This window comes from Brevibacillus centrosporus (assembly GCF_046622605.1).
Taxonomy (GTDB): domain Bacteria; phylum Bacillota; class Bacilli; order Brevibacillales; family Brevibacillaceae; genus Brevibacillus; species Brevibacillus centrosporus.
The window spans coordinates 5,202,341-5,223,509 of the sequence record NZ_CP176856.1; the positions used below are offsets into that span (position 1 = coordinate 5,202,341).

A 21,169-nucleotide genomic window follows, 5' to 3' on the forward strand; every position below is an offset into this window, starting at 1 on the left:
GGGGAACTGTACTCAACGGCCCCGACTTTTCTGCAAGGGGAAAGTCAAGAAAACCAAGACAAAGCGAGGTAACAATTTGAACATTCAACAACTGAAAATGGATTGGTTCTCCAATGTACGCGGTGACGTACTGGCTGGAATGACCGTGGCCCTGGCTCTGATTCCTGAAGCGATTGCCTTCTCGATTATTGCCGGTGTGGACCCTATGGTCGGACTGTACGCTTCCTTCTGCATTGCTGTGACGATTGCCTTCGCTGGCGGAAGACCCGGAATGATTTCGGCAGCGACTGGTGCCATGGCTTTACTGATGGTCAGCCTCGTAAAAGAGCACGGTTTGGAGTACCTGCTTGCAGCCACTTTGCTGACAGGGGTCATCCAGTTCCTTCTGGGCATGCTCAGGATCGGAAGGTTCATGACTTTTGTTCCCCATTCCGTTGTGATCGGATTTGTCAATGCATTGGCAATCCTGATCTTTCTGGCGCAATTGCCGCATTTTGTGGGGGCCTCCTGGGTGATGTACGCGATGGTACTAGGGACGCTCGCGATCATCTACATTCTCCCCCGCTTTACCAAGGCTGTTCCTCCCGCATTGGTAGCCATTATCGTGATGACGGCTATAACGATCTTTGGCGGACTGGATCTGCGTACGGTCGGAGATATGGGGCAGATTACGCGCAGCTTGCCGATGTTCCATATTCCTGTCGTCCCATTGAATCTCGAAACGCTGCTGATCATCCTGCCCTACTCGTTTCCTCTGGCGCTCGTGGGCATTCTCGAATCACTGATGACTGCTTCGATTCTCGATGAAATGACGGATACGCGCAGCGATAAAAACCGCGAAGTCAAAGGACAAGGCATCGCCAACCTCATCAACGGCTTTTTCGGGGGAATGGCTGGCTGCGCCATGATTGGGCAATCCGTCATCAACGTCAAATCCGGCGGGCGCGGACGCTTGTCTACCCTTGTAGCTGGTGTTTTCCTCCTGTTTTTGATCATGGTCTTAGGCGATATCGTACAGCAGATTCCGATGGCCGCACTGGTCGGTGTCATGGTGATGGTCTCTATTGGCACGTTCGACTGGCAATCGATGAAAAATCTGCGCAAGATCCCTGTCAGCGATTCGCTCGTCATGCTTGTCACAGTCGCGATCGTCGTCGCTACGCATGACTTGGCAAAAGGCGTAATCGCCGGAGTGGTTCTGAGTGCTGTTATCTTTGGCTGGAAAATGGCTCGCCTGAAATCTACAGAAGAGCTGAACGAGGATGGAATCAAAGTATATGTCATCTCCGGTCAACTGTTTTTCGGCACCATGACCCACTTTATCGAGCAGTTCGACTATCAGGCAGATCCGGAGCACATCATCATCAACCTGAGTCGATCTCACATCTGGGATCATTCCGCTGTGACAGCTGTCTCCAAGGTCGTCGCGAAATACCAGCAGCTCGGCAAGCACGTTTCGATCGAAGGATTGAACGCCGAAAGCAGGTCCTTAATGGAACGGGTCGGCATTTCGGCACCGTCTGGTCATTGAGTATTTTCATAGATACACGCAAACAAAAGCATTTTGCTCCTCTATCCTTTGGGGACAAAATGCTTTTTTCTATGCCCTACAACTCATAAGCGATTTGTTATAATAAAGAAGGGTGATGTTCGTGATGAATGATCTACTGAAGTACGCCTTTCGGATTCGCGCAGCGATGAATAAGATGCAACGAGAAATTACGATAGAAATGCAAAAACAGTTCGGCGGCGATTTGACGAGACCGCAATTTTATTTGCTTACACTCATATCGGAAGAACAGCCTTGCAAAATCACACAATTGGCACAAAAGCTGGGTGTGCGCCCGAGCACCATCTCCACGATGATCAATCGCTTGGTTGACGGTGGCTTTGTCTCTCGCGTGTATGGACAAAATGATCGTCGCAATGTGCTCGTTTCCATCACAGATCGCGGGAAAAGTGTCCTGACGAAGGATATTGAAAACTACGGAAAAGTGCTCGAAAAAATTATTGGGGCGCTGGAGCCGAATGAATTGGAAACGTTTACGAAGACTTTTGAAAAGATGGTCACCATTCAGAATCGCTGAGGGGCAGATAGGGACAAGAAAAAGACCGCGAGCTTGGTCACACGGGAAGTGTGACGAGGCTTGCGGTTTTTCCTTGTTTCTTACGCGCGGTACGCTTCCTGTAATATAGCCAGATAATCCTCGGCGGTGATCGTGCGGACATTGCTCGGCGTCGAACCGTTCTTCATCGACAGCTCTACGATTCGCGGGAAATCCTCTTCCCGTACACCTGGCAAATCCTTGAGTCTCGGTATTTGCAGGCTCTGTGTCAGCTCCGTTATTCCTCCGATCAGCTTGTCAATCGCTTGGTCTTCAGTATCCGCATCGCTGGCAAAGCCCATGTAGCGAGCCAAAGCTGCATGCATTGGCTTGTTATCAGCTGCGTTGAACTTGAGGACGTATGGCAGAAACACCGAGTTGGCAACGCCATGCGGAGTATCGTACAAGCCGCCTAACGCCTCCGCCAGACAATGGACAGCTGCCACATCCGCTGACCCGAAGCACAGACCTGCCATCAGGCTTCCTTCCAGCATCGCATGGCGTGCCTCTTCATCTTGACCGTTGGCGTACGCCGCTGGCAGCGCCCGTACAATCGTTTGCATCGCCTTCGCTCCGAAAGCCTGCGAGATGGGATTGGTCACCTTGCAGGTGTACCCTTCGATGGCGTGCACCAAAGCATCGACCCCCGTTGCCGCTGTAACCGCTGGCGGTACGCTGTAAGTCAGGACCGGGTCCAAGACAGCCAGCGTAGGACGCAGAGCGGCATGCTTCAACGTCATTTTCCGATGTGTAGTCGATTCTGTAATAACAGCCGAGCGCGTCACTTCCGAGCCTGTCCCCGCAGTAGTCGGTATACATACAATGGGCGCAATATTCGTATACGGCAAGCGGCCGTCCGCATAATCCGCAGGTGCCCCTCCGTTTGGTCCGCAAAGAGCGATGGTCTTGCCCGTATCCATCGCGCTTCCTCCACCGACTGCGACGACTACCTCGGCAGCAGCCTCACGGAACAGAGCCGCCCCTTCCAGGCATTCAATATCCCGTGGGTTTTGACTCAGCGCATCAAACAGCGTCACCGAAAAGCCCGCTTCTGCAAGCGCTGACTGGATCGGCCCCACCAATCCTGCGCGTATGACGCCGGGATCACTTACCAGAAATACAGATTTGCCTATTCCTCGTGATTGCAGAAGTGCCGGCAATTCTTTTGTTTTTCCACTCCCCATTTCGATACGAGTCGAGCAAAAATAGCTGAATGCTTTCACAAGAATCCCCTCCTACTGTTCAATGATCATAAAGTAATAGACCGGAACCCCTTATCGTACACGGAGTCTCGGTCTTCTAAATCACTAGGTATTTGAAAATTAGTTTTAGACTCAACGTTAGAATGAAGCAATCCACGGATCTAAAATGAATAATAAAGATATAGACTGCCTCATTGAACTTTCGAACCCGCTAGCGTAGCTGGCACTCGCATGAATGTGACTGTTCCTAAGCAAACGCTCAGTTATCCAAATGCTGGAGGAATTTAAGTACACGCTGCAACAGCAGGGTCGTTGCGTTGGCGTCATACGACGGCAAACTGCTATCTGCGAAGAAATGCTGATTTCCTGGGTACAAAAAGAGTTCGGCATGATCGGCTGTAGCCACGAGCTCGCGTGCCGCCTCAATGTCACCCTCATCAACGAAGTAGGGATCAGCGTCCATGCCATGAATTTGCACCGGCAGTTCCGCCGGCCAGGTAGATCCGAACATCGAGGTCGGAACGCAAGAGTAAAACAACAATGCACCACGAGCGCCTTCACGAGTCTGAGCGAGCTTCTGAGCTGCAACCACACCGAGCGAAAACCCCGCGTAGATGATCTCACGCGGAAACTCACTGGCCACACGTATACCTCGCTCTGTTATCTCTTCGAAGCCGATCTCATTGACATAGGCCATGCCATCCTCGATCGTGGTAAACAAATGACCGTCGAAAAGGTCAGGAACATGAACAGTGTGACCTGCCCCTCTGATTTTGTCGGCGAAATCATTAATACCCTTTGTTAGTCCCAATGAGTGGTGGAACAAAAGAATCTCTGCCATTTCTCTTCTCCTTCCAAGATCTAAATTATGAAAATTGTGGCTCAATCGATTTCGCTTCCTTACTGTCGTTATCCTGCTTGTTAGCGTAGCAAAGCTGCCGGTCATCATCGCGGCAGCTTTGCTGTGTTTTTTCGTAATAAATCCGGTGAGCTTAACTTTGCTGCCATCTACAACAACTTTATTATTCGGTTGCCGCCCCTGTAACATTCCTTTTTTTCCCACGTCCGATAGACAAAGGGGGTCTATAGAGATGAAAACATTACAGAAGGCTGGTACTGCCACTGCTTTGATTGCACTTCTGGTCGGCTGCAGCCCAAGTGGGCAAAGCGCGCAGCAGCCTGCTTCGTCTGCACAAGCGGGGAAATCGGAAAGAGAGCTCTCGTCCCAGCCGAAGAGCACCGCAAGTCAGGCTGCCGCGCCACGAGATTCCATGGCTTTGAAAAGACCGTTGCCATCGCCACCTGGCACAGATGCCATGTACTTTAAAAATTACGGCACCAATCCGTTTATCTCCACCGATGAGGACAATCTTTCCACTTTTGCTGCAGATGTCGATACCGGCTCCTACACCATTACCCGCAGTTATATTCAGGAAGGCTCGCTTCCACCTGCTGAGGCAGTCCGGGCAGAGGAGTTTATCAACTATTTTCCTGCCAGCTATCCCGCGCCAGCTGGTAAAACCTTTGGCATTCAAGTCGATGGCGGCCCCTCTCCCTTTGGGTCGGGCTATCAGCTCGTGCGAATCGGGATAAAAGGGAAAGAAATCGCCCCGGAGAATCGGAAACCGGCTCATCTCGTATTTGTCATCGATGTCTCTGGTTCCATGGATCGGGAAAATCGCCTGGAGCTGGTCAAAAAGAGCTTGCGAGTCTTGGTCGAGCAGCTCCAGCCCACGGATACGGTGGGCATTGTCGTGTACGGTTCAACAGGACGCGTCATCCTCGATCCTACCTCCGCTGAAAACAGACGGACAATCCTGTCAGCCATCGACGAGCTTCAGCCCGAAGGCTCCACCAATGCCGAAGAAGGCTTGCAGCTAGGCTTCGAAATGGCAGAGCGCGCATTCGAGCGCGGTGCCATCCATCGGGTCATCCTCTGCTCGGACGGCGTAGCCAATGTCGGGGAGACTAGCGCACATGGCATCCTCCGCTCCATCGAGGATTACGCACGCAAGGAGATCCACCTCAGCACATTTGGCTTTGGCATGGGCAATTACAATGACACGCTGATGGAACAGCTCGCGGACAAAGGAGAAGGCCAGTACGCCTACATCGATTCGTTTTCCGAAGCACGTCGTGTCTTTATGGAAGCTTTGACAGGGACCCTGCAAACCATCGCCCGAGATGTCAAAATTCAGGTCGAATTCGACCCGAAGACCGTGGATCGTTACCGGCTGATCGGCTATGAAAATCGGGACGTCCGTGACGAAGACTTCCGCAACGACCAGACAGATGCAGGCGAAGTAGGAGCTGGCCATACGGTAACGGCCCTCTACGAAGTGAAAGTGAAAAACGAATCAGCCGGCAAGCTCGGCGATGTACGAATACGCTATCACAATGCTGCGACCCAAAGAGTAGAGGAAACAAGCCAGCCGCTGCAAATTCAGGCGAAGCTGTCCGGCGAGCTGCAATTTCTGGCTGCAGTGGCCGAGTATGCAGAAATTCTTCACGAAAGCTACTGGGCAAAGGACGGATCCTTGCGTGATGTAATCGAGCTGGCTGAAACAAATGCGTCTGGAGAGCAGCAGCTCGAGTTTGTGCGTATGGTTAAGGACTCTCTCGCCATACGGGGTCACTAAAATAAAAGGAACCTTCCAGCACTTCAGCAGGGAGGTTCCTTGTTTTCTCCTAGAAACGTACCCATTTACAGGCTGACAACCCCGGTCATACCGGAGCGCAGGGTGCCTTCTTTGTTGTCGATCATGATTTTGACCGTAAACGTATCGGTACCCGGGTCTGCTTTGGGACTGATCCGCTCTACACTGCCGCGAAAGCTTTTGCCCAAGGCATCGACCGCCACGCCGACTTCCTTTCCTACTGCGAAGTTTCCGAGCTCTGCCTCTGTTACACCGATCACGACGTAGACCTTTTCTGTATTGACGACCGTCATCGCTTGCGTGCTCGGGCTGATCATCTCGCCTGCATGGATGTTTTTGGTGCTCACATAGCCTTTGATCGGGCTTTGGATCGTCGCGTTTTTTAGCTGGTACTCGGCGTTGTCGACCACTGCCTGCGCCTTTTCCACCCCGGCGGCAAATTGGGCGATCTGCTCAGAAGTTGCGCCGTTTTTCGCCTTGTCGTACATGGCCTTCATCTGCTCCACGTTTGCTTCCAGAGCCTGCAAGGTTGGCTGTGTCGCCCCCTGCTTCGCCATCGCCAGATCTTCCTGGCTGCGCAAAAACTGCGCATCGGCCGTAGAGTAGGCAGACTCCGCGTCTTCCCACGCTTGCTTGGCGACAGCGCCTTGCTTATAAAGCGCCTGAATTCGCTCTTTTTTCGCAGCAGCCAGCTCCTTGCTCGTTTTCGCGGACTGAAAAGCAGCCTCCAGCTGGGTAAGCTCTTCCGGGCGTTTGCCGTTCTTTACATCCATGTACTTCTGCTGCGCCTGACGCCAGCCCGCTTCCGCGTAAAGCACCTCCTCCTTGCGCGTGCCCTTTTTCGCTTCCTCCCACTTCGATTTCGCCAAAGCCAGATCGGCTTTTGCCATCTGCAAGCTGGCCGCGAGCTCTTCCTGCTCCAGGCCAACCAGCGGAGTTCCTGCATCGATGGCATCGCCAACATCGCGGAATACTTTCGCTACTCTTCCGGACGACTTGGCGTAGATCGTTACTTCCTCGATCCCCTCCACTTTGCCCGTATACGTATGAACGGATTCCTTGGTTTGCACGGATGGCTGGCCAGCGCTCGCAGCGGCTGTCAGCGCAACCGGCTGCACCTGCCCACATCCTGTCAACACGACGAGCAAAGCAATCCCTGCTACTGCACTTCCCCATGCTTTTCTCTTCATCAGGTTACACCCTTCCTTCCTGTTATTACTCCAGCATCGCTGACTGGGATGGTTGTTCCTTTGTACCCTGCAGCGCTTCCTTGTTTTCCCCTGCAACCAACATAACGAGAAAAGCCACAACTAAAATCCATGCTGCTACGAGCAAGCTGTCCTGCAATGCCTGTATGGCCGCATATTTTTTCACCAGCTGCCCCATGAGCTGCAGGGCGGATGCGGCGGCTTCCTGCAGGGAAAGCCCTTTTGCCACATACATTTGCTGCCACTGCTCCAAAGCGGTCATCACCGGAGGCTGTGTCGCTGTCACCTGCTCGCTGGCGTGGACTGCATGCTCGACACTGCGATGAGTAAACAGACTGATGAGGCCCGCGATCCCGATCGAGGTCGCGATCTGACGGGAGATGTTCGTAATGACAGACGCTGCCGGAACACGCGCCGGGTCTCCAACTGCTAGGAGCGGAATCTGCATCGAGGTCATGAGGCACATCCCCAGCCCTACTCCGCGCAGGGCGAGCAGCCACTGGAGCGTGCTCACGTCCGTGTCCAGATCGATTCGGGAGATCAGAAAACCAGATCCCAGGCAAAAGATCAGACCCGTCACAATAAACGGCTTCAAGCCCACCCGAGCTGCCAGCATTCCGCTGATCGGCGTGACGATACCCGAAGCAAGCGCTTGAGGCAGCATGAGCAGCCCTGTATCCATCGCCGTCTTGCCGAGCATGTTTTCCGAGTAGATCGGCAGCAAGTAAATGACTCCGAAATTGCCGACCATGATCATGCTGTTCACCAAAAGTCCGAGCGTAAAATTGCGATTGGCGAGCAGACGGACGTCGACCAGCGGATGTTCTGTCGACAGCTCACGGATGACGAACAAGGTGCCGCAGATCAAAGCCGTGAGCAGCAGAGACACGATGTAAAAGGAGTCCCAGCCCTCCTTTTCGCCTTTCGTAACGGCGAGCAAAAGACTGACGAGTGCGGCTGCCGACCATACAAAGCCAGGCAGATCAAAGGGGTGATTCTTTTTTACTTCCCCTTCTCGCAAAAAGCGCCAGACTAACAGCATCGCGATGATCCCAAACGGAATATTGACTGTAAAAATGAACCGCCAATCCATATGCTGCACAAAGTAACCGCTCAACGTCGGACCTACAGCGGGAGCGACAAACACCGAGATCCCGAAGACCCCCATCGCTGGCCCCATCTTCTCCCGTGGGACGACGAGCTGAATCATCGACTGGCCGATTGTCATCATCAGCCCGCCACCTGCTGCCTGAACGATCCTAGCAGCGATCATACTGCCATTGCTCCACGCCAAACCGCAAAGAAGCGAACCGACCGTGAACAACAAGAGACTGACCAAATAGCTTTTTTTGATCCCAAAGCGGACTCCTACGAAGCCTGCGAGTGGAATGACAGCAGCCATCGTCAGCGTGTAGCTGGTCACTACCCACTGAATGTCCTCGGTCGAAACCCCAAACACATGCATCATCTCGGGAATGGCGACGTTGACGATGCTCGTATCCAGGACAGCCATGAAGGTTCCCAGCACAATGGCCAGCACGCCAGGCCAAAAGTTTTCCTCTCGACTCATTCCCTCACATCCTTATCTCACGTGAATCTTGACTTTTGCATTCAAGCCAGGCTGAAAATCATACGGTCCTTCCGTAAAAGCGATCTTGATCGGAATGCGCTGCGTCACCTTGGTGAAATTCCCCCCGGCATTGGTGGGCGGCAGCAAGGAAAACGTGGATTGCGTCGCTTCCCCGATTTTCGTGACCGTCCCCGTGAACGTACGTCCCGGGTACATATCCAGCTCGATTTCTACCTTTTGCCCGAGCGCAATGTAGCCGGCATCAGTCTCTTCCACATTCGCCTGCACGTACAGCTGGTGTTTATCGACGACCAGCGCAACAGTATTGCCTGCTCCGACCACTTCTCCTTCTTTGGCCGCTCGCTGCAAAATGACCCCGGTGATCGGCGAACGGATAGCCGTGTTTTCCAGCTGCACGCTGCTCGTGGCATTCACCTGCTCCTGCTCCGCAATGATTTGGCCGCTTTGTACCTCGCTCCCCTCGTCGATCCGGACGCTTTTGAGCTTTCCAGCGACTTTGGGAGCTATTTTATAGATGTCACCTGTTACCATCGCATCCTCTGTTTTTACGTAGAAATACCCTTGATAGCCGTAGTAGCCGACGACGATCGCGACCACCATGAGAACTGCCAGTAGGATGACCTTCTGTTTTTTGGGCTTTTTCTTTTCCAATGAAGCTCCCTGCCTTTCTTTGCATACCGACTGGCGGTTTATTGATTTCCGAAAAAGGAAGAGCTTTTTTCATCAGCTCTCTCGTTATCCTTGCCTATTCAAGAAAAAGCGTTTGACGATCGGACGTACCAAAATCGTAGCTGCCAAGCCGATCATATTCCACACGTGCACCAGCGTGACGCCTGCCTCCCCCGAGATGATTCTCATCGCATACAAAGCCGAGCAGATCAAGGATAAGGCGAAGGCAACCGCCCAGATAAACGTCAGCCAAAAGTTGGAGAGGTAGAACAGGCGATGTGTTGTAAATGCTTCCGGTACTACCTTTTTGGCGTACTGGAGGGTAAAAGGCTTTTTGATAACGAGAGAAATGGCGGATGCCAGTGTCAAAATCCCGTACATGAACAGCTGTGTGAAGTCGAACAGATGAAACGATGGAAGCAGCAGGGCAACCCAGATGCCAAAGAAAAAGTAATAGACTTTGATTCGGATGATCGTTGTGACTTCCCCGAATTTCTTCTTTTGAAACAGGTAGATCAAAACGGAGAGCACAAAGCCGATCGTAAGCCCAAGCGCAGGCGGTTCTACTTGAAAGGCGACAAAAAAGGGAATCAGATCAACGAAAATCCAAAATAAGGTTTGAATCATGACGGACACTCACTCCTCGATTCGTTCTTTATGTTGTCATTTTACAAACCGACCGACGGTTTGTAAAGACTTATTTTTTCCATTCCTGTCCTTTTTTCTTTCAACCCGCTTTTATGTTTTGCCGCCATTTCACGATCAGATAAGTAGCCAGACCGAGCGCAGCGGCAATCAACAAAAAGGTCAAGCCGTAGTGGCGAATGTAGACAACTACCTTGAACCACTCCCGCTCCAGAGTCCTTCCCAATAGCAAAAAGGTCAGACTCCAGATCAATGCACCCGCGTAAGCAAATCCGGCAAAGCGCCGAAATTCCATGGAAGCGATCCCTGCCAAATAAGCGGTAATGTGTCGGACACCCGGCAAGAAATAGCCAATCAGCAGCAAGTACGACCCGTAGCGGGCAAACAGCTTCTGCGTGGACTCGATTCGTTTCGGCGAAATGTGCAAATAAGGACCTACCTTGATCAGCAGCGGCAGTCCCCATTTCAATCCAATAGCATAGCTGATGGAAATGCCTGCTGACGCACCTAAAAAAGCGCTTAGGAGCGTGTACGGCATCTGCAGAACCCCACGGGAAACGGCATACCCCGCGTAGGTCATCAACACCTCGTCCGGGATGGGCACCCCCAAGACACCTAGCGCCAAGGCAAAAAAGATCCCTACATATCCGTATTTCATCAAAAACAAATCCAAATGATGTTCCACGGCTACCTCCATCTCCTTGTCCTTTTACATCCTATTCTTCCCACATTCGACATCATGCTCGCTTTTTTCCCCCTTGCCGAGAAAAACAGCCTTCCCTTTCTATTACCCGAGGAGTACAATTCTTTCCAATCATCTGAATTCTATTTTGAAGAAACGAGGAATACCATGTCTGTCTTTCTCACTACCTCCGGCCAGATCATTGCCCCTATCGTCGTACTGATCGGGATCGGCGCCATCCTTCATCGCGCTTTTCGTTTGGATATGAATACTTTGTCCAAGCTCATTCTTTATTTTTTTGTCCCGGCGATCGCTTTCGTGAAAATCTATGAAGCGAAGCTGTCTTTTGCCCTGCTTTTGCAGGTGATTGGTTTTTTGCTGCTTCAGTTTGTCTTGCTGCTGATCCTCACAGAAGGCATCAGCAGGCTGTTTCGCTTTTCCAAAGGATTTTCCGCCAGCTTCTCGAACAGCGTCGTTCTCACCAACAACGGAAATATCGGAATCCCTGTAAACGATCTCGCTTTTCGCCACGATCCACTCGCTATGTCCATTCAGATTGTTGTCGTCGTATTTGAGATTTTGGTGACCTTTACCTTTGGACTGCTAAAAGCAAGTGCTGCCACAAAGGGCTTGCTCGGCTCGATTCGTCACTTTTTTCGGCTTCCCGTTTTGTATGCGATCATTCTTGGCCTGCTGTGCAATCTTCTACAGCTTTCTGTCCCTGACTTTTTGTGGGTACCAGCCAAGCAGGCAGCCAATGGCATGCTCGCCATCGCACTGGTCAGCATCGGCGCGCAAATCGCTTCTGTAGCTCTGAAAAAGAATACGTGGCTGGTTGTGGCGAGCAGCTTCTTGCGTTTGATTGTCTCTCCCATCGTTGCGTATGGGGTGATTACGCTCCTCGGACTCGATGGCATTACGGCACAAGCTCTCTTCATTGCCAGCGCCATCCCCACTTCTCGCAATAGTGCAGCCCTGGCACTGGAGTACAACAACGAACCGGAATTCGCTGCCCAAGCCGTGCTTGTGTCCACGCTGCTGAGTACGGTTACACTCACCCTCTGCATCTCGCTCGCAGGCTCACTGTTTCCGTGACACTCTCCTAGCCGCCGCTATGTGCATAAAAGCCCCTCCTCCGCGAAGAATACGGGTGGACCATCATTTTCCGTCTTTCGAGGGGGGACTGCTTTTTTATGAAGAGATACATCCGCTTCAGCCTGCTGACTTTCTGCCTCTTGTCGCTCATTGCATTCACAATCCAGCCTGCTCCCCGCGTGCTCGCTGCCTGGGACCCGAAAAAAACGGATAGCCGAACCCAGCAGCTCGTGCAATCACGGGAAAATTTCGCGTATGCGCTAGGGCTCCAAGCCTACATCTACGGCTATCCCCTCGTCCTCGTTGCCAAAACGATGGGAGAGATGACAAACCAGCTGGCCCCGCTAAACCAGTTCGTCTACATGGATGCCGTAGCGACGCCCAGCTTTCGGACCATCGTTACGCCAAACTCGGATACGCTTTATCTGAACGCTTGGCTGGATTTGTCCCGCACCCCTGTCCTCCTCCAGGTACCGGATAATCCGCAAAACCGCTACTATACGGTACAAATGCTGGATGCCTATACAAATACCTTTCACAATGAATCCAATCGCGCTACGAAGCAGCAGGCCAGGCAAAGTGTCATCGTCGGCCCCGATTGGAGAGGACCACTGCCTGCAGGCATCCATAAAATCTACGCGCCGACCAATACCGTCTGGCTCTTGGGGCGCGTGGAAGTGAAGGGCGCTGACGACTTGCCGCAAGCTACCGCCTTTGAACGGCAGATTCACATCAAGCCGCTGCAGCAGGGGAAAGCCTCGGGCGTAAACGAAGCTACCCCCGAAGTCCCGAAGGATGTGCTGACTTCCCTGTCTTTTTTTCAGGTGATGACGGATATGATTCGCAAAAATCCACCCCCTGCCTGTGACTTTGTTCTGCTGAATCAGTTTGTTCTGGCAGGAATCGATGTACAAAATGGGTTTGATCCCGCTCGGATCGATCCAGCGAGCCGTACTGGGCTGCTGCGCGCTTTGCAGGACGGTCCATCTGTCGTGGAAAACGGCTTTCTTCCTTACACGACTGTCCGAAACGGCTGGGGCTCTTTTTCCCCTATCGGCACATACGGTGATCAATTTCTCGCACGCGCCTTCATTGCCTACTCCGGTATCGGTGCCAACGTTCCAGAAGAGGAAGCCTACTTTCGTGCCTATACGGACGGACAAAACCGGCTACTTGCGGGCGAGAAATCGTATACGCTGCATTTTGACCGTGACCAGCTCCCCAAGACGACAGCCTTTTGGTCAATCAACGTCTACGACAACGAGCTGTTTCTAGCAAAAACAGAAGCTGGCCGCGCCTCGGTACGCAGCAACAACGGCACCTTGAAGCTAGGTCCGGACGGCTCTCTCGACATCGTGCTGCAAAAGTCACCTCCCCGGGATCCACATGCGAACTGGCTGCCTACTCCGGCAGGAAATTTCAATCTTGTTCTACGCGTCTTTGCGCCTATCCCCGGCTCATTGGGTCCACGAAATGCTTGGCCGCCTGTGCGTGAAAGCCGTTAGCCGCCATGCACGAGTAAGCCGTCTGTCCCTGCTATTGCAAGCGGTGGACACGGCTTTTTTCGTTGCGCAAAAAGAAGCCTCGGTCCCGAAACAAGTTCGAGCCGAGGCTTCATTACTAGAGGTTGGATTGACTTTACTGGCTTACTTCTTCAGATCTTCGATGGAGTTTACGTTCATGTAGGTTGGAACTGCCAGCCCCAGCTTGGTACCGTTCAGGTTTGGACCGAGATCCTCTACATTTTCGCCCAATTTCTTAAAGTAGTCTTCATGTGTCGTCGGCAGCCAAGCTGCTACCATACCATCCACGTCACCATTGGATACACCTACCCACATTGGGCCTGCCTCCACTTGGCTCAGCTCTACCTGATACTTCAGCTTTTGCTCCAAAACGGCTTTCACGACGTTCGTGCTGGCAATCTCGGAATCCCATGCCACATAGGCGAGTGTCAGCTTTTTGCCTTCAGCAGGCTGGATGCCCTCAACCCATTTGTTGACGGTTTCCTCGTTGTTTTTCACCCACTGCGCCGCAGCTTCCTCCGGCTTTTTCCCGTCCGCGATGTCGAGCATGACCTTTTCCATATCCTCTGGCTTCCACTCGAACTTGTCCAGGAAAGCATACGCGCTCGGTTGAGCCTCTTTCAGACCTTTACGGACGATGGTGTGAATTTGCTCATCCTTGCCGTAAGCGCCTTTTGGGTCCTCGAGGTACTTCATCTCGAATTTGGAGAACATCCAGTGCGGTGTCCATCCCGTCACGATAATTGGCTTCTTATCCTTGTACGCCTGTGTCAGTTCTGCTGTCATGGCTGCGCTCGAGCCCTCAACCAGCTCCCATCCTTGCAGGTCGTAGTCTTTTATCGCTTTTTCCGTTGCTTTCATCAAACCGGCACCTGGGTCAATCCCGATAATTTTGTGATCGACTTGCTCACCGACACTGCCTTGAGCCGATTCCGTATTTCCTGCTGGCGGCTGGCTGCCCTCCTGCGGTGTGTTACTGCTTCCGCATCCCGCTAGAAACATGCTCATCCCCAATGCGACTGCCAATCCTTTGATCATGGTTACCTTTTTCATAAAAACCCCTCCTACGCGTTTTTTCTCTTTCCTACCCCTTGCGTGATGCGATCCAGCAATATCGCCATGATCACAATCGCGAGACCTGCCTCAAAGCCTTGCCCGATATTGATCTGCGTCACGGCGCGGTATACATCCGCACCCAATCCTTTCGCTCCAATCATGGAAGCGATCACGACCATGGATAGTGCCAGCATGATGCTCTGGTTGATCCCTGCCATCATCGTCGTTTTCGCAATCGGCAGCTGTACTTTCGTCAGTTTTTGCCAGTAGGTCGATCCGAAAGCATCGGAAGCCTCAATCAAATCAGCAGGGACTTGGCGAATCCCCAGATTGGTCAGGCGGATAGTCGGCGGCATCGCAAAGATCACCGAAGCGATCACACCTGGTACCTTCCCCAGCCCGAAGAAAAAGATGGCGGGAATCAAATACACAAAGGCCGGCATCGTCTGCATGAAGTCGAGCAACGGCGTGACGACTTTCTGCACCGATTCGTTTTTCGCGCACCAGATCCCCATCGGAATCCCGATGACGACGGATATCAAAGCGGCGGTCAACACCAGCGCAAGTGTTTCCATCGAGTGCTCCCAGTAACCCAGGTTTTGAATCAGCAATAAGCCAATGAAGGTAAAAAGAGCCATCGTCCATCTTCCTGCCCGATAGGCCATCAGCACAAACAGGATAATGACAAGCCAAAACGGCAGTCCTGTCAGGATCGCATTGAACAGATCGACTGTCCCTCCGATGGCTGCGGATATCAGGTCAAACACAAACCCCAAATTTTCGTCCAGCCCGTCGACGATGACCTCAATCCACTCGTCGAGAGGCAGCTTTGGAAATAGTTGACTCATTATACTTTCACCTGCCCTTCTTCTTCAGTCGGCAGTGTACTTTCCTGATTGACTTTCCCTGCCAGGCCGCCCAATACGGCTCCTTTTACGATGATCCCCAGCAAACGATCATGCTCACCGATCACGGAGACGGGGATATCGGAGAACGCCACGAGGTCAAACAGCTCGTTTAGCAATGTCTGCGGCCCCACCTTTGGCACGTCTCTGCGCATGACTTCTTCGAGCGTTTTGCCGTGCATCTTCGCATCGTTAACGGCATCGGCTGTGAGTACCCCGAGCAGCGTCTTTTTCCGATCGACGACATACAAGCTGGATACGCCTCGGTCCCGCATCAGCTGCAAGGCGACACTCGGTCCGCGATCCAGTGTAATCGTCTCCGCCCGCTTCATGACATGCTCAGCCGACAGGACTTTCGAGCGATCCACATCTTCCACGAAGCGCTCTACGTACTCATTGGCTGGATTCGTCATGATTTCTTCCGGCGTACCAATTTGTACGATCGCTCCATCCTTCATTAGTGCAATGCGATCCCCGATTTTCAGTGCTTCATCCAGATCATGCGTAATAAAGATGATGGTTCGCTGCATCGAGCTCTGCAATTCCAGCAGCTCATCCTGCATGTCTTTGCGAATGAGTGGATCGAGTGCGCTGAATGCCTCGTCCATCAACAGCACATCAGGATCATTGGCCAGTGCCCGTGCCAGCCCCACACGCTGCTGCATCCCCCCGGACAGCTGGTCGGGATAGCTCTGCTCCCAGCCGCCGAGTCCAACGAGCGTGAGCGACTCTTTGGCTCTTTGTTCCCGCTCGCTCTTCGGCATATTTTGGATTTCCAAACCGTAAGCCGCATTTTCCAGCACCGTTCTGTGCGGAAACAATGCGAATTTCTGAAAGACCATTCCTAGCTTTTTACGTCTGACTTGCTGAAGCTGCTCTGCATTCATACTGACGATGTCTACACCGTCAATCAGAATTTTGCCCTCCGTTGGTTCGATCAAGCGGTTCAACAACCGGACCAAGGTGGACTTCCCGCTACCCGAGAGCCCCATGATGACAAAAATCTCACCCGCATGCACTTCAAAGCTCGCTTGATTTACCCCGAGAGTCAGACCGGTTTCTTTCAATATTTCCCCTTTGGTCTTTCCCTGCTTTACGAGAGGTAACGCGCGCCCTGGCTGGCGTCCAAAGATCTTCGTCAAGTTTTCTACAGTAATCTTGGGCATATGGTCACCTCCAACTTTCTGCCCGTATTCCGGACGATCACTACCCTTACAATTGTATCGGGGCTTCATTTTTCCCTCAAATTGGGTGAGGACCGATAATCGGGCATTTTTAGCGTTCAGAAAAAACTTTACGTACTTTTCTTACCGTATTCGCAGAATAACTCGTATATACTGTACAATATCTCCATTTACTTTTCCCAGTTAGAAACGTACAATCTTAAACAGGTTACAATTGAAACACCAGAGGAGCTGCTTTTTTCAAAATGGATACCAAACAGGAAAGAATCCTTGAAAAAGCCCAGGAACGCGTGATCGAGACACTTGCTCGGAACATGGATTTGTACGGTATTACCATGTCGACAGGACTGTTGTATGGCACGTTGCTGTTTCAGGACAAGTCCATGACGCTCGATGAAATGGGTGAAGCGCTCGGAATGAGCAAGACCAGCATGAGTACCGGCGTTCGTACGTTAATGGACTTAAATATGGTAGAAAAGATATGGAAAAAAGGAACGAGAAAGGATCATTATGAAGTCAATCTGGACTGGTACCAGAACTTCATCGATCTCTTCTCAGTAAAATGGAGACACGCTTGCGAGCAAAACGGCATGAGCCTGAAAAAGTCACTGCAGGAGCTGAATGCTCTCCTCGAAGCAGAAGGTCTCTCGGATGAAGACAAAGAACGTGTCAAACTCAGCATCGAGCGCATCGAGAATGGGCTGGAGTACTACCATTGGCTTTCCCGGTTGATCGATTCCTTTGAGTCACACGATATCTTTCAGTTTGTACCGAAAGAGGAAATTGAGTCATAGACTTTGCCCAAACATAAGAAAACCTCTATCGAGGCCAGTTCGAGGAGGAGCGACCGCGTTTTAGCGGAAAGTTTTACCGAAGGAATGCCAGAAGCGGACGCTGAGGCACTTCGTCATGCGCTCCGGAATTCATAAGCCTTACGCTTATAAATTCCTATACGTTCAAGAAAGACCAGCTCGTACGCCGTAAAGGTCGAGAGCTGGTCTTTTTTTGTCTATAGCTTCCAGTATCTTCATGCTATACTTCTTTTGCAGGCTGGCTGCTTGCCACATTTCTGCAGCTTTGTTTCGTATATATGAAGAAAGGAGTTGGCGAATATGAACACAAGCAATCTTCGGAATACTCATACAGCTATCGAATTGAAAAACACGCAAGAGGGGGAGCTGCACCGCTAATCTCCCCCTCCACCTAGGAGGATGTTCATGAACCACAAGACAGCTCTGCTCGTTATCGATGCCCAGGTCGGAATCATCGAGGGCACCAGCAACGATTCCGTATTTGCAAAAGACTCGTTGGTCCACACCATTCAAGCTCTGATCGAGCAAGCGCGTACACGCTCGATCCCTGTTTTGTTTGTACAGGATGAAGATGTGCGAGATGGACTTGGCGAAGAGGCATTTGCCATTCATCCGTCCCTCTCCCCTCTCCCGAATGAGCCGGTCGTCTGGAAACGCGCGACGGATTCCTTTCATGGCACTGACTTGCACGAGCAGCTGCAGGAACTCGGGGTCACCCACCTGGTGATCACCGGCTGCAAAACCGAGTATTGCATCGACAGCGCCTGCCGCAAAGCCACGACACTCGGCTACGACGTCACTCTGGTCAAAGACGGACACTCGACATCGGACAATGCCGCCCTGCGCGGAGAGCAAATCGTCGCTCATCACAACACCTGCTTGCACGGTTTGAGCAATCTGCATCCGTTCATTATCGTGCGCCCTTCAGAAGAAGACGTACTCGTGCCAAGTCACGACTCTTACCGCTAGACAGAATAATGATGGAAGATAAAAAACGGGCTGCCCCCTGTGGCTTTGCCCGTTTTTCTATGCCCTACTTTTCTTTGGCAAGCCCAAAGCTGTTGTCCAGAAGCTGCTCCAGCTCTGCATCCGACTCGATCTGCCTCGTGGTTTTCGCCGTCCCGTTGGTTTCAATGAATGTATCCTGCCGCTCCTGGATCAGGCACAAGGACTCGTAATCGATACGAATGTCTTCGATTTTCACACCCATTCGGCTCTTCTCCTGTCCTTCCCTAGCGCTTGGGATAGATCTCCTGCACCCTGCCGACCTGACCATCTGTGAGTCGTACCTTGATGCCGTGCGGATGTGTGCCGGAATTGGTCAATATATCTTTGACGATTCCCCGCGTACGCTTCCCTGTGCGTTGATCCTGCTTCAATACAATATCGACCTCGAGACCTGCTCCGATGTCTTTGCGATTTTTTCCGTTCATCATTTCTTCTCCTTTTTCGACAATCCACGATCTTTTTCGTTCTTTCCATAAGCTATGATATAATCGACAAACAAAACTATCTCATCGGAGGAATCCATGCTTACTTTTGAAGAAAAACTGGCGATTATTGAATCTTTCCCGCAGCTGACACGCAATGATGTCTCTCTGAAGCGGGTGAACTTTCATTATGAAGGCAGTTTGCAAGAGAAAAAAACAGTCGTGTACCATCTCCATCCGAATGGCAACGGCTTCGTATATGGTGCGTTCTTGAAAGGCTATCGCAAAGATGACAAAGGCCTGGTCAACATTCGCGATTTCTCGGCAGAGGAGCTGCGAACCATCATTGAAGCTTCCATCGAAATGCTGTCTCACGCTCGTCCAGTCGCTCCACAAGCAAACGCTGGCAAGCAGGAGCTGGAGGAAACGTGGATCGACAAGCAAAACAACACCTTGCAGCTCCAGCAGGAAGACTCACTGTGGAACGTCTACCATGGCTTGAACCTGGAAGCTTCCTTTGAATCGTATGTGGAAGCAGAGAACTACTTGAAAGAAGAAGGGTTTAGCCGTCAATAACGCTTTTCGCACCTGTGTCCCAATTCCCTCTTCCTGACCTTCTCCCCCTGCACGGGATTAACTCTCCAGTAACGGCACATTTTTCACTCGCTAGATGTACCATACCAAATCATAAACGTGGAAACAATTGGCCAAGCAGTCTACCCTGACTGCTTGGGTTCACCAGACTACAGGGGGATCGTACGGCATGATGAAGTATCGAGAAGCACTCATGACCCAGATTCACAGGCAGCTGGAGGCGTGGTTCGATCATAACGGACCACTCCCCCATGAAGAATTATACCGGTTTCTGCATTCCTTAAAAGGAACCTCAGGAACAATTGGACTCACCGATTTGTCCCAGCTGTCCCAGACGCTTCTGGACAAGCTGGAAGCGATGCCGCCCAAAAAGTGGCAACCTGCTGAGTGGCGTGAATTTTTGCTAGCGCTGATCACTTTATGCTATGAACAGCGCACGGAACAAGACCTGCTATTGGACAATCCGAACCATTCACGGGAAAACTGCTACGAAAGCCAGCCTCTCGTGTTGATATTAGATGATGATGTCACCTTATTGATGTATGTAAAAGAATATTTGGAGAAGCGCAACTGGTCCGTCATCGCTACCGTACATCCGCATAAAGCTTTGGACTATTTTCACGACATGAATCCCGACTGTCTCATTGTCGATCTCAACATCCCCGAAACAGGCGGCTTTCAAATCATGCAAACACTCGGCGAAAAGATCCGAAAACAATTTGTCCCGACGACGGTCATCAGCGTGAACAGTGAGCGCGAAACCCGACTGCGTGCCTACCGCATGGGTGCCGACGATGTCATGTCCAAGCCACTCGATATGGAGGAGCTGGCCGTGCGTCTGGAACGTCAATTATACCGCAAGCGCTGGGTAAACCGGATCTTGTTTCTGGATGAGCTGACCGGCGCTTACAATCGCAATTCCCTGCTGGATACCTACCAGCGGCTGCTGGGTGATGCGATGCGCGCCGATGCTCCTTTGTCGCTCTCTTTTTTAGACATCGACCATTTCAAAAAAGTGAACGATACATACGGGCATCTGGTCGGGGATGACGTCCTAAGCCGCTTCGCTTCCTTTATCCAAAGCAGTGCAGCCAAGAACGACATCCTGTTTCGCTATGGCGGCGAGGAATTCATTCTCCTGATGCCGCAAACGGCGGTAGCAGAGGCGAAGCTGCGCATGCAGCAGATGCTTGACGAGTTTTGCACCCTGACCTTTGAATCCGCCAGCGGTCCCTTTTCCTTGAGCTTCTCCGCAGGCGTCGTACAAATAACAGATGCGGAAAAACCGTTTCCTTATTGGCTGGAGGTTGCCGATACTTCTTTATATAAAGCAAAAAGCTTGGGGCGCTGCCGCATCGAGGAAGCTGTTCTCTCCGAAACAGACGCCGCTCCACAAATCAAGCTCAAGGTGGCCATCATCGATGACGATCCGATGATTCGCACGATGCTGACCGAATCCGTGAAGGCCGGCTTTGAGGGCTGGATCCATGCCGATATTCAAGAGTTCCGAGACGGCGAAGTCTTTTTCCAGGGAGATTGGCACCGGGGACCCGAGCCTTATCTCGTCATCCTGGATGGCATCATGCCGATGATGGACGGTCTGGAAGTGCTGCAGCGAATTCGCGCTTTGCCCAATAGCAAGCACTATACCGTCATCATGCTGACGGGCAGGACCGAGGAACATGATATTGTCCGGGCTCTGCAGCTGGGAGCAGATGATTACATGACCAAGCCTTTCAGTCCTAAAGAGTTGGAAGCACGGATCAAGCGGCTGGTCAAACGAATGGTTTAGAAGAACAAGTTGGAGTGAA

At 51.8% G+C, this 21,169-nt stretch carries 21 protein-coding genes; 9 read left to right on the plus strand and 12 right to left on the minus strand.

The genetic code is table 11. The annotated features are described in order from the left end of the window. The first annotated feature begins 76 nt into the window (after positions 1-76). Entirely contained in the window at positions 77-1,531 is a 1,455-nt protein-coding gene (locus ACLIN2_RS26160) for a SulP family inorganic anion transporter (protein ID WP_411502570.1), read from the plus strand. Positions 1,532-1,655: 124 nt separating this feature from the next. Then, positions 1,656-2,087, plus strand: coding sequence for a MarR family winged helix-turn-helix transcriptional regulator (locus tag ACLIN2_RS26165; RefSeq protein WP_175530581.1), 432 nt, complete (start codon positions 1,656-1,658; stop codon positions 2,085-2,087). Positions 2,088-2,167: 80 nt separating this feature from the next. On the opposite strand, the gene ACLIN2_RS26170 is transcribed toward ACLIN2_RS26165, so the two are convergent. Both ACLIN2_RS26170 and ACLIN2_RS26175 read right to left on the minus strand, forming a co-directional pair. After that, positions 2,168-3,328: an iron-containing alcohol dehydrogenase gene (locus ACLIN2_RS26170; RefSeq protein ID WP_122961145.1), complete on the minus strand. Its 1,161-nt coding sequence runs from the start codon at positions 3,326-3,328 to the stop codon at positions 2,168-2,170. Positions 3,329-3,566: 238 nt separating this feature from the next. After that, positions 3,567-4,355, minus strand: coding sequence for a dienelactone hydrolase family protein (locus tag ACLIN2_RS26175; RefSeq protein WP_411502571.1), 789 nt, complete (start codon positions 4,353-4,355; stop codon positions 3,567-3,569). Between the two features lie 43 nt (positions 4,356-4,398). Here ACLIN2_RS26175 and ACLIN2_RS26180 point away from each other — a divergent pair, with 43 nt between their 5' ends. Continuing rightward, on the plus strand, positions 4,399-5,946 hold the full coding sequence (locus tag ACLIN2_RS26180) for a vWA domain-containing protein (RefSeq protein WP_411502572.1): 1,548 nt from the start codon (positions 4,399-4,401) through the stop codon (positions 5,944-5,946). Between the two features lie 65 nt (positions 5,947-6,011). Here the strand turns inward: ACLIN2_RS26180 and ACLIN2_RS26185 are convergent, their stop codons facing one another. The 5 genes from ACLIN2_RS26185 to ACLIN2_RS26205 all read right to left on the minus strand — a co-directional run bounded on the left by ACLIN2_RS26185 (position 6,012) and on the right by ACLIN2_RS26205 (position 10,774). Further along, entirely contained in the window at positions 6,012-7,154 is a 1,143-nt protein-coding gene (locus ACLIN2_RS26185; RefSeq protein ID WP_411502573.1) for an HlyD family secretion protein, read from the minus strand. A 25-nt stretch (positions 7,155-7,179) separates the two neighbouring features. After that, the gene (locus ACLIN2_RS26190) at positions 7,180-8,742 is read right to left on the minus strand and encodes a DHA2 family efflux MFS transporter permease subunit (RefSeq protein WP_400585017.1); all 1,563 of its coding nucleotides are present in this window, start codon (positions 8,740-8,742) and stop codon (positions 7,180-7,182) included. Positions 8,743-8,754: 12 nt separating this feature from the next. Further along, the gene (locus ACLIN2_RS26195) at positions 8,755-9,414 is read right to left on the minus strand and encodes an efflux RND transporter periplasmic adaptor subunit (protein ID WP_092273788.1); all 660 of its coding nucleotides are present in this window, start codon (positions 9,412-9,414) and stop codon (positions 8,755-8,757) included. Positions 9,415-9,498: 84 nt separating this feature from the next. Then, positions 9,499-10,059: an amine oxidase gene (locus tag ACLIN2_RS26200; RefSeq protein ID WP_411502574.1), complete on the minus strand. Its 561-nt coding sequence runs from the start codon at positions 10,057-10,059 to the stop codon at positions 9,499-9,501. A 100-nt stretch (positions 10,060-10,159) separates the two neighbouring features. Further along, positions 10,160-10,774: a DedA family protein gene (locus tag ACLIN2_RS26205; RefSeq protein ID WP_411502575.1), complete on the minus strand. Its 615-nt coding sequence runs from the start codon at positions 10,772-10,774 to the stop codon at positions 10,160-10,162. A 153-nt stretch (positions 10,775-10,927) separates the two neighbouring features. On the opposite strand from ACLIN2_RS26205, the gene ACLIN2_RS26210 reads away from it, so the two are divergent. Together ACLIN2_RS26210 and ACLIN2_RS26215 are read left to right on the plus strand one after the other, a co-directional pair. Further along, entirely contained in the window at positions 10,928-11,854 is a 927-nt protein-coding gene (locus ACLIN2_RS26210; RefSeq protein WP_411502576.1) for an AEC family transporter, read from the plus strand. A 98-nt stretch (positions 11,855-11,952) separates the two neighbouring features. Then, positions 11,953-13,359 (plus strand): DUF1254 domain-containing protein, encoded by a 1,407-nt coding sequence (locus ACLIN2_RS26215; protein WP_411502577.1) that lies wholly within the window; start codon positions 11,953-11,955, stop codon positions 13,357-13,359. A 141-nt stretch (positions 13,360-13,500) separates the two neighbouring features. Here ACLIN2_RS26215 and ACLIN2_RS26220 read toward each other — a convergent pair whose 3' ends face one another. From ACLIN2_RS26220 to ACLIN2_RS26230, 3 genes are read right to left on the minus strand one after another with little or no spacing between them, the layout of a single operon-like run. After that, positions 13,501-14,430, minus strand: coding sequence for a glycine betaine ABC transporter substrate-binding protein (locus tag ACLIN2_RS26220; RefSeq protein ID WP_411502578.1), 930 nt, complete (start codon positions 14,428-14,430; stop codon positions 13,501-13,503). Between the two features lie 11 nt (positions 14,431-14,441). Next, on the minus strand, positions 14,442-15,281 hold the full coding sequence (locus ACLIN2_RS26225; protein ID WP_092273803.1) for an ABC transporter permease: 840 nt from the start codon (positions 15,279-15,281) through the stop codon (positions 14,442-14,444). Then, positions 15,281-16,504 carry a quaternary amine ABC transporter ATP-binding protein gene (locus ACLIN2_RS26230; protein ID WP_092273806.1) on the minus strand — a complete coding sequence of 408 codons (1,224 nt, stop codon included), beginning with the start codon at positions 16,502-16,504 and terminating at the stop codon, positions 15,281-15,283. The genes ACLIN2_RS26225 and ACLIN2_RS26230 overlap by 1 nt, the downstream gene beginning before the upstream one ends. Before the next feature lie 263 nt (positions 16,505-16,767). Between ACLIN2_RS26230 and ACLIN2_RS26235 the strand changes: the two genes are divergently transcribed. Then, positions 16,768-17,316, plus strand: a complete 549-nt coding sequence (locus ACLIN2_RS26235) for a GbsR/MarR family transcriptional regulator (RefSeq protein WP_122961151.1) — start codon at positions 16,768-16,770, stop codon at positions 17,314-17,316. Positions 17,317-17,739: 423 nt separating this feature from the next. Beyond that, positions 17,740-18,303, plus strand: a complete 564-nt coding sequence (locus tag ACLIN2_RS26240) for a cysteine hydrolase family protein (RefSeq protein WP_411502579.1) — start codon at positions 17,740-17,742, stop codon at positions 18,301-18,303. Between the two features lie 64 nt (positions 18,304-18,367). On the opposite strand, the gene ACLIN2_RS26245 is transcribed toward ACLIN2_RS26240, so the two are convergent. After that, positions 18,368-18,544, minus strand: a complete 177-nt coding sequence (locus ACLIN2_RS26245) for a hypothetical protein (protein WP_411502580.1) — start codon at positions 18,542-18,544, stop codon at positions 18,368-18,370. 22 nt (positions 18,545-18,566) lie between these two features. After that, positions 18,567-18,767, minus strand: a complete 201-nt coding sequence (locus ACLIN2_RS26250) for a YwbE family protein (protein WP_411502581.1) — start codon at positions 18,765-18,767, stop codon at positions 18,567-18,569. 96 nt (positions 18,768-18,863) lie between these two features. On the opposite strand from ACLIN2_RS26250, the gene ACLIN2_RS26255 reads away from it, so the two are divergent. Both ACLIN2_RS26255 and ACLIN2_RS26260 read left to right on the plus strand, forming a co-directional pair. Beyond that, entirely contained in the window at positions 18,864-19,340 is a 477-nt protein-coding gene (locus ACLIN2_RS26255) for a hypothetical protein (protein WP_310229847.1), read from the plus strand. A 187-nt stretch (positions 19,341-19,527) separates the two neighbouring features. Further along, positions 19,528-21,150, plus strand: coding sequence for a response regulator (locus ACLIN2_RS26260; protein ID WP_411502582.1), 1,623 nt, complete (start codon positions 19,528-19,530; stop codon positions 21,148-21,150). The last annotated feature ends 19 nt before the right edge of the window (positions 21,151-21,169 follow it).

What these genes read in the sequence shown, in the direction of transcription:
- ACLIN2_RS26175 (WP_411502571.1), bottom strand. Translation starts at nt 4,355, where the DNA reads ATGTTACAGGGGCGGCAACCGAATAATAAAGTTGTTGTAGATGGCAGC.
- ACLIN2_RS26250 (WP_411502581.1), bottom strand. Translation starts at nt 18,767, where the DNA reads ATGAACGGAAAAAATCGCAAAGACATCGGAGCAGGTCTCGAGGTCGAT.
- ACLIN2_RS26205 (WP_411502575.1), bottom strand. Translation starts at nt 10,774, where the DNA reads ATGGAGGTAGCCGTGGAACATCATTTGGATTTGTTTTTGATGAAATAC.
- ACLIN2_RS26240 (WP_411502579.1), top strand. Translation starts at nt 17,740, where the DNA reads ATGAACCACAAGACAGCTCTGCTCGTTATCGATGCCCAGGTCGGAATC.
- ACLIN2_RS26180 (WP_411502572.1), top strand. Translation starts at nt 4,399, where the DNA reads ATGAAAACATTACAGAAGGCTGGTACTGCCACTGCTTTGATTGCACTT.
- ACLIN2_RS26200 (WP_411502574.1), bottom strand. Translation starts at nt 10,059, where the DNA reads ATGATTCAAACCTTATTTTGGATTTTCGTTGATCTGATTCCCTTTTTT.
- ACLIN2_RS26190 (WP_400585017.1), bottom strand. Translation starts at nt 8,742, where the DNA reads ATGAGTCGAGAGGAAAACTTTTGGCCTGGCGTGCTGGCCATTGTGCTG.
- ACLIN2_RS26185 (WP_411502573.1), bottom strand. Translation starts at nt 7,154, where the DNA reads ATGAAGAGAAAAGCATGGGGAAGTGCAGTAGCAGGGATTGCTTTGCTC.
- ACLIN2_RS26235 (WP_122961151.1), top strand. Translation starts at nt 16,768, where the DNA reads ATGGATACCAAACAGGAAAGAATCCTTGAAAAAGCCCAGGAACGCGTG.
- ACLIN2_RS26215 (WP_411502577.1), top strand. Translation starts at nt 11,953, where the DNA reads ATGAAGAGATACATCCGCTTCAGCCTGCTGACTTTCTGCCTCTTGTCG.
- ACLIN2_RS26230 (WP_092273806.1), bottom strand. Translation starts at nt 16,504, where the DNA reads ATGCCCAAGATTACTGTAGAAAACTTGACGAAGATCTTTGGACGCCAG.
- ACLIN2_RS26220 (WP_411502578.1), bottom strand. Translation starts at nt 14,430, where the DNA reads ATGAAAAAGGTAACCATGATCAAAGGATTGGCAGTCGCATTGGGGATG.
- ACLIN2_RS26210 (WP_411502576.1), top strand. Translation starts at nt 10,928, where the DNA reads ATGTCTGTCTTTCTCACTACCTCCGGCCAGATCATTGCCCCTATCGTC.
- ACLIN2_RS26260 (WP_411502582.1), top strand. Translation starts at nt 19,528, where the DNA reads ATGATGAAGTATCGAGAAGCACTCATGACCCAGATTCACAGGCAGCTG.
- ACLIN2_RS26165 (WP_175530581.1), top strand. Translation starts at nt 1,656, where the DNA reads ATGAATGATCTACTGAAGTACGCCTTTCGGATTCGCGCAGCGATGAAT.
- ACLIN2_RS26225 (WP_092273803.1), bottom strand. Translation starts at nt 15,281, where the DNA reads ATGAGTCAACTATTTCCAAAGCTGCCTCTCGACGAGTGGATTGAGGTC.
- ACLIN2_RS26255 (WP_310229847.1), top strand. Translation starts at nt 18,864, where the DNA reads ATGCTTACTTTTGAAGAAAAACTGGCGATTATTGAATCTTTCCCGCAG.
- ACLIN2_RS26245 (WP_411502580.1), bottom strand. Translation starts at nt 18,544, where the DNA reads ATGGGTGTGAAAATCGAAGACATTCGTATCGATTACGAGTCCTTGTGC.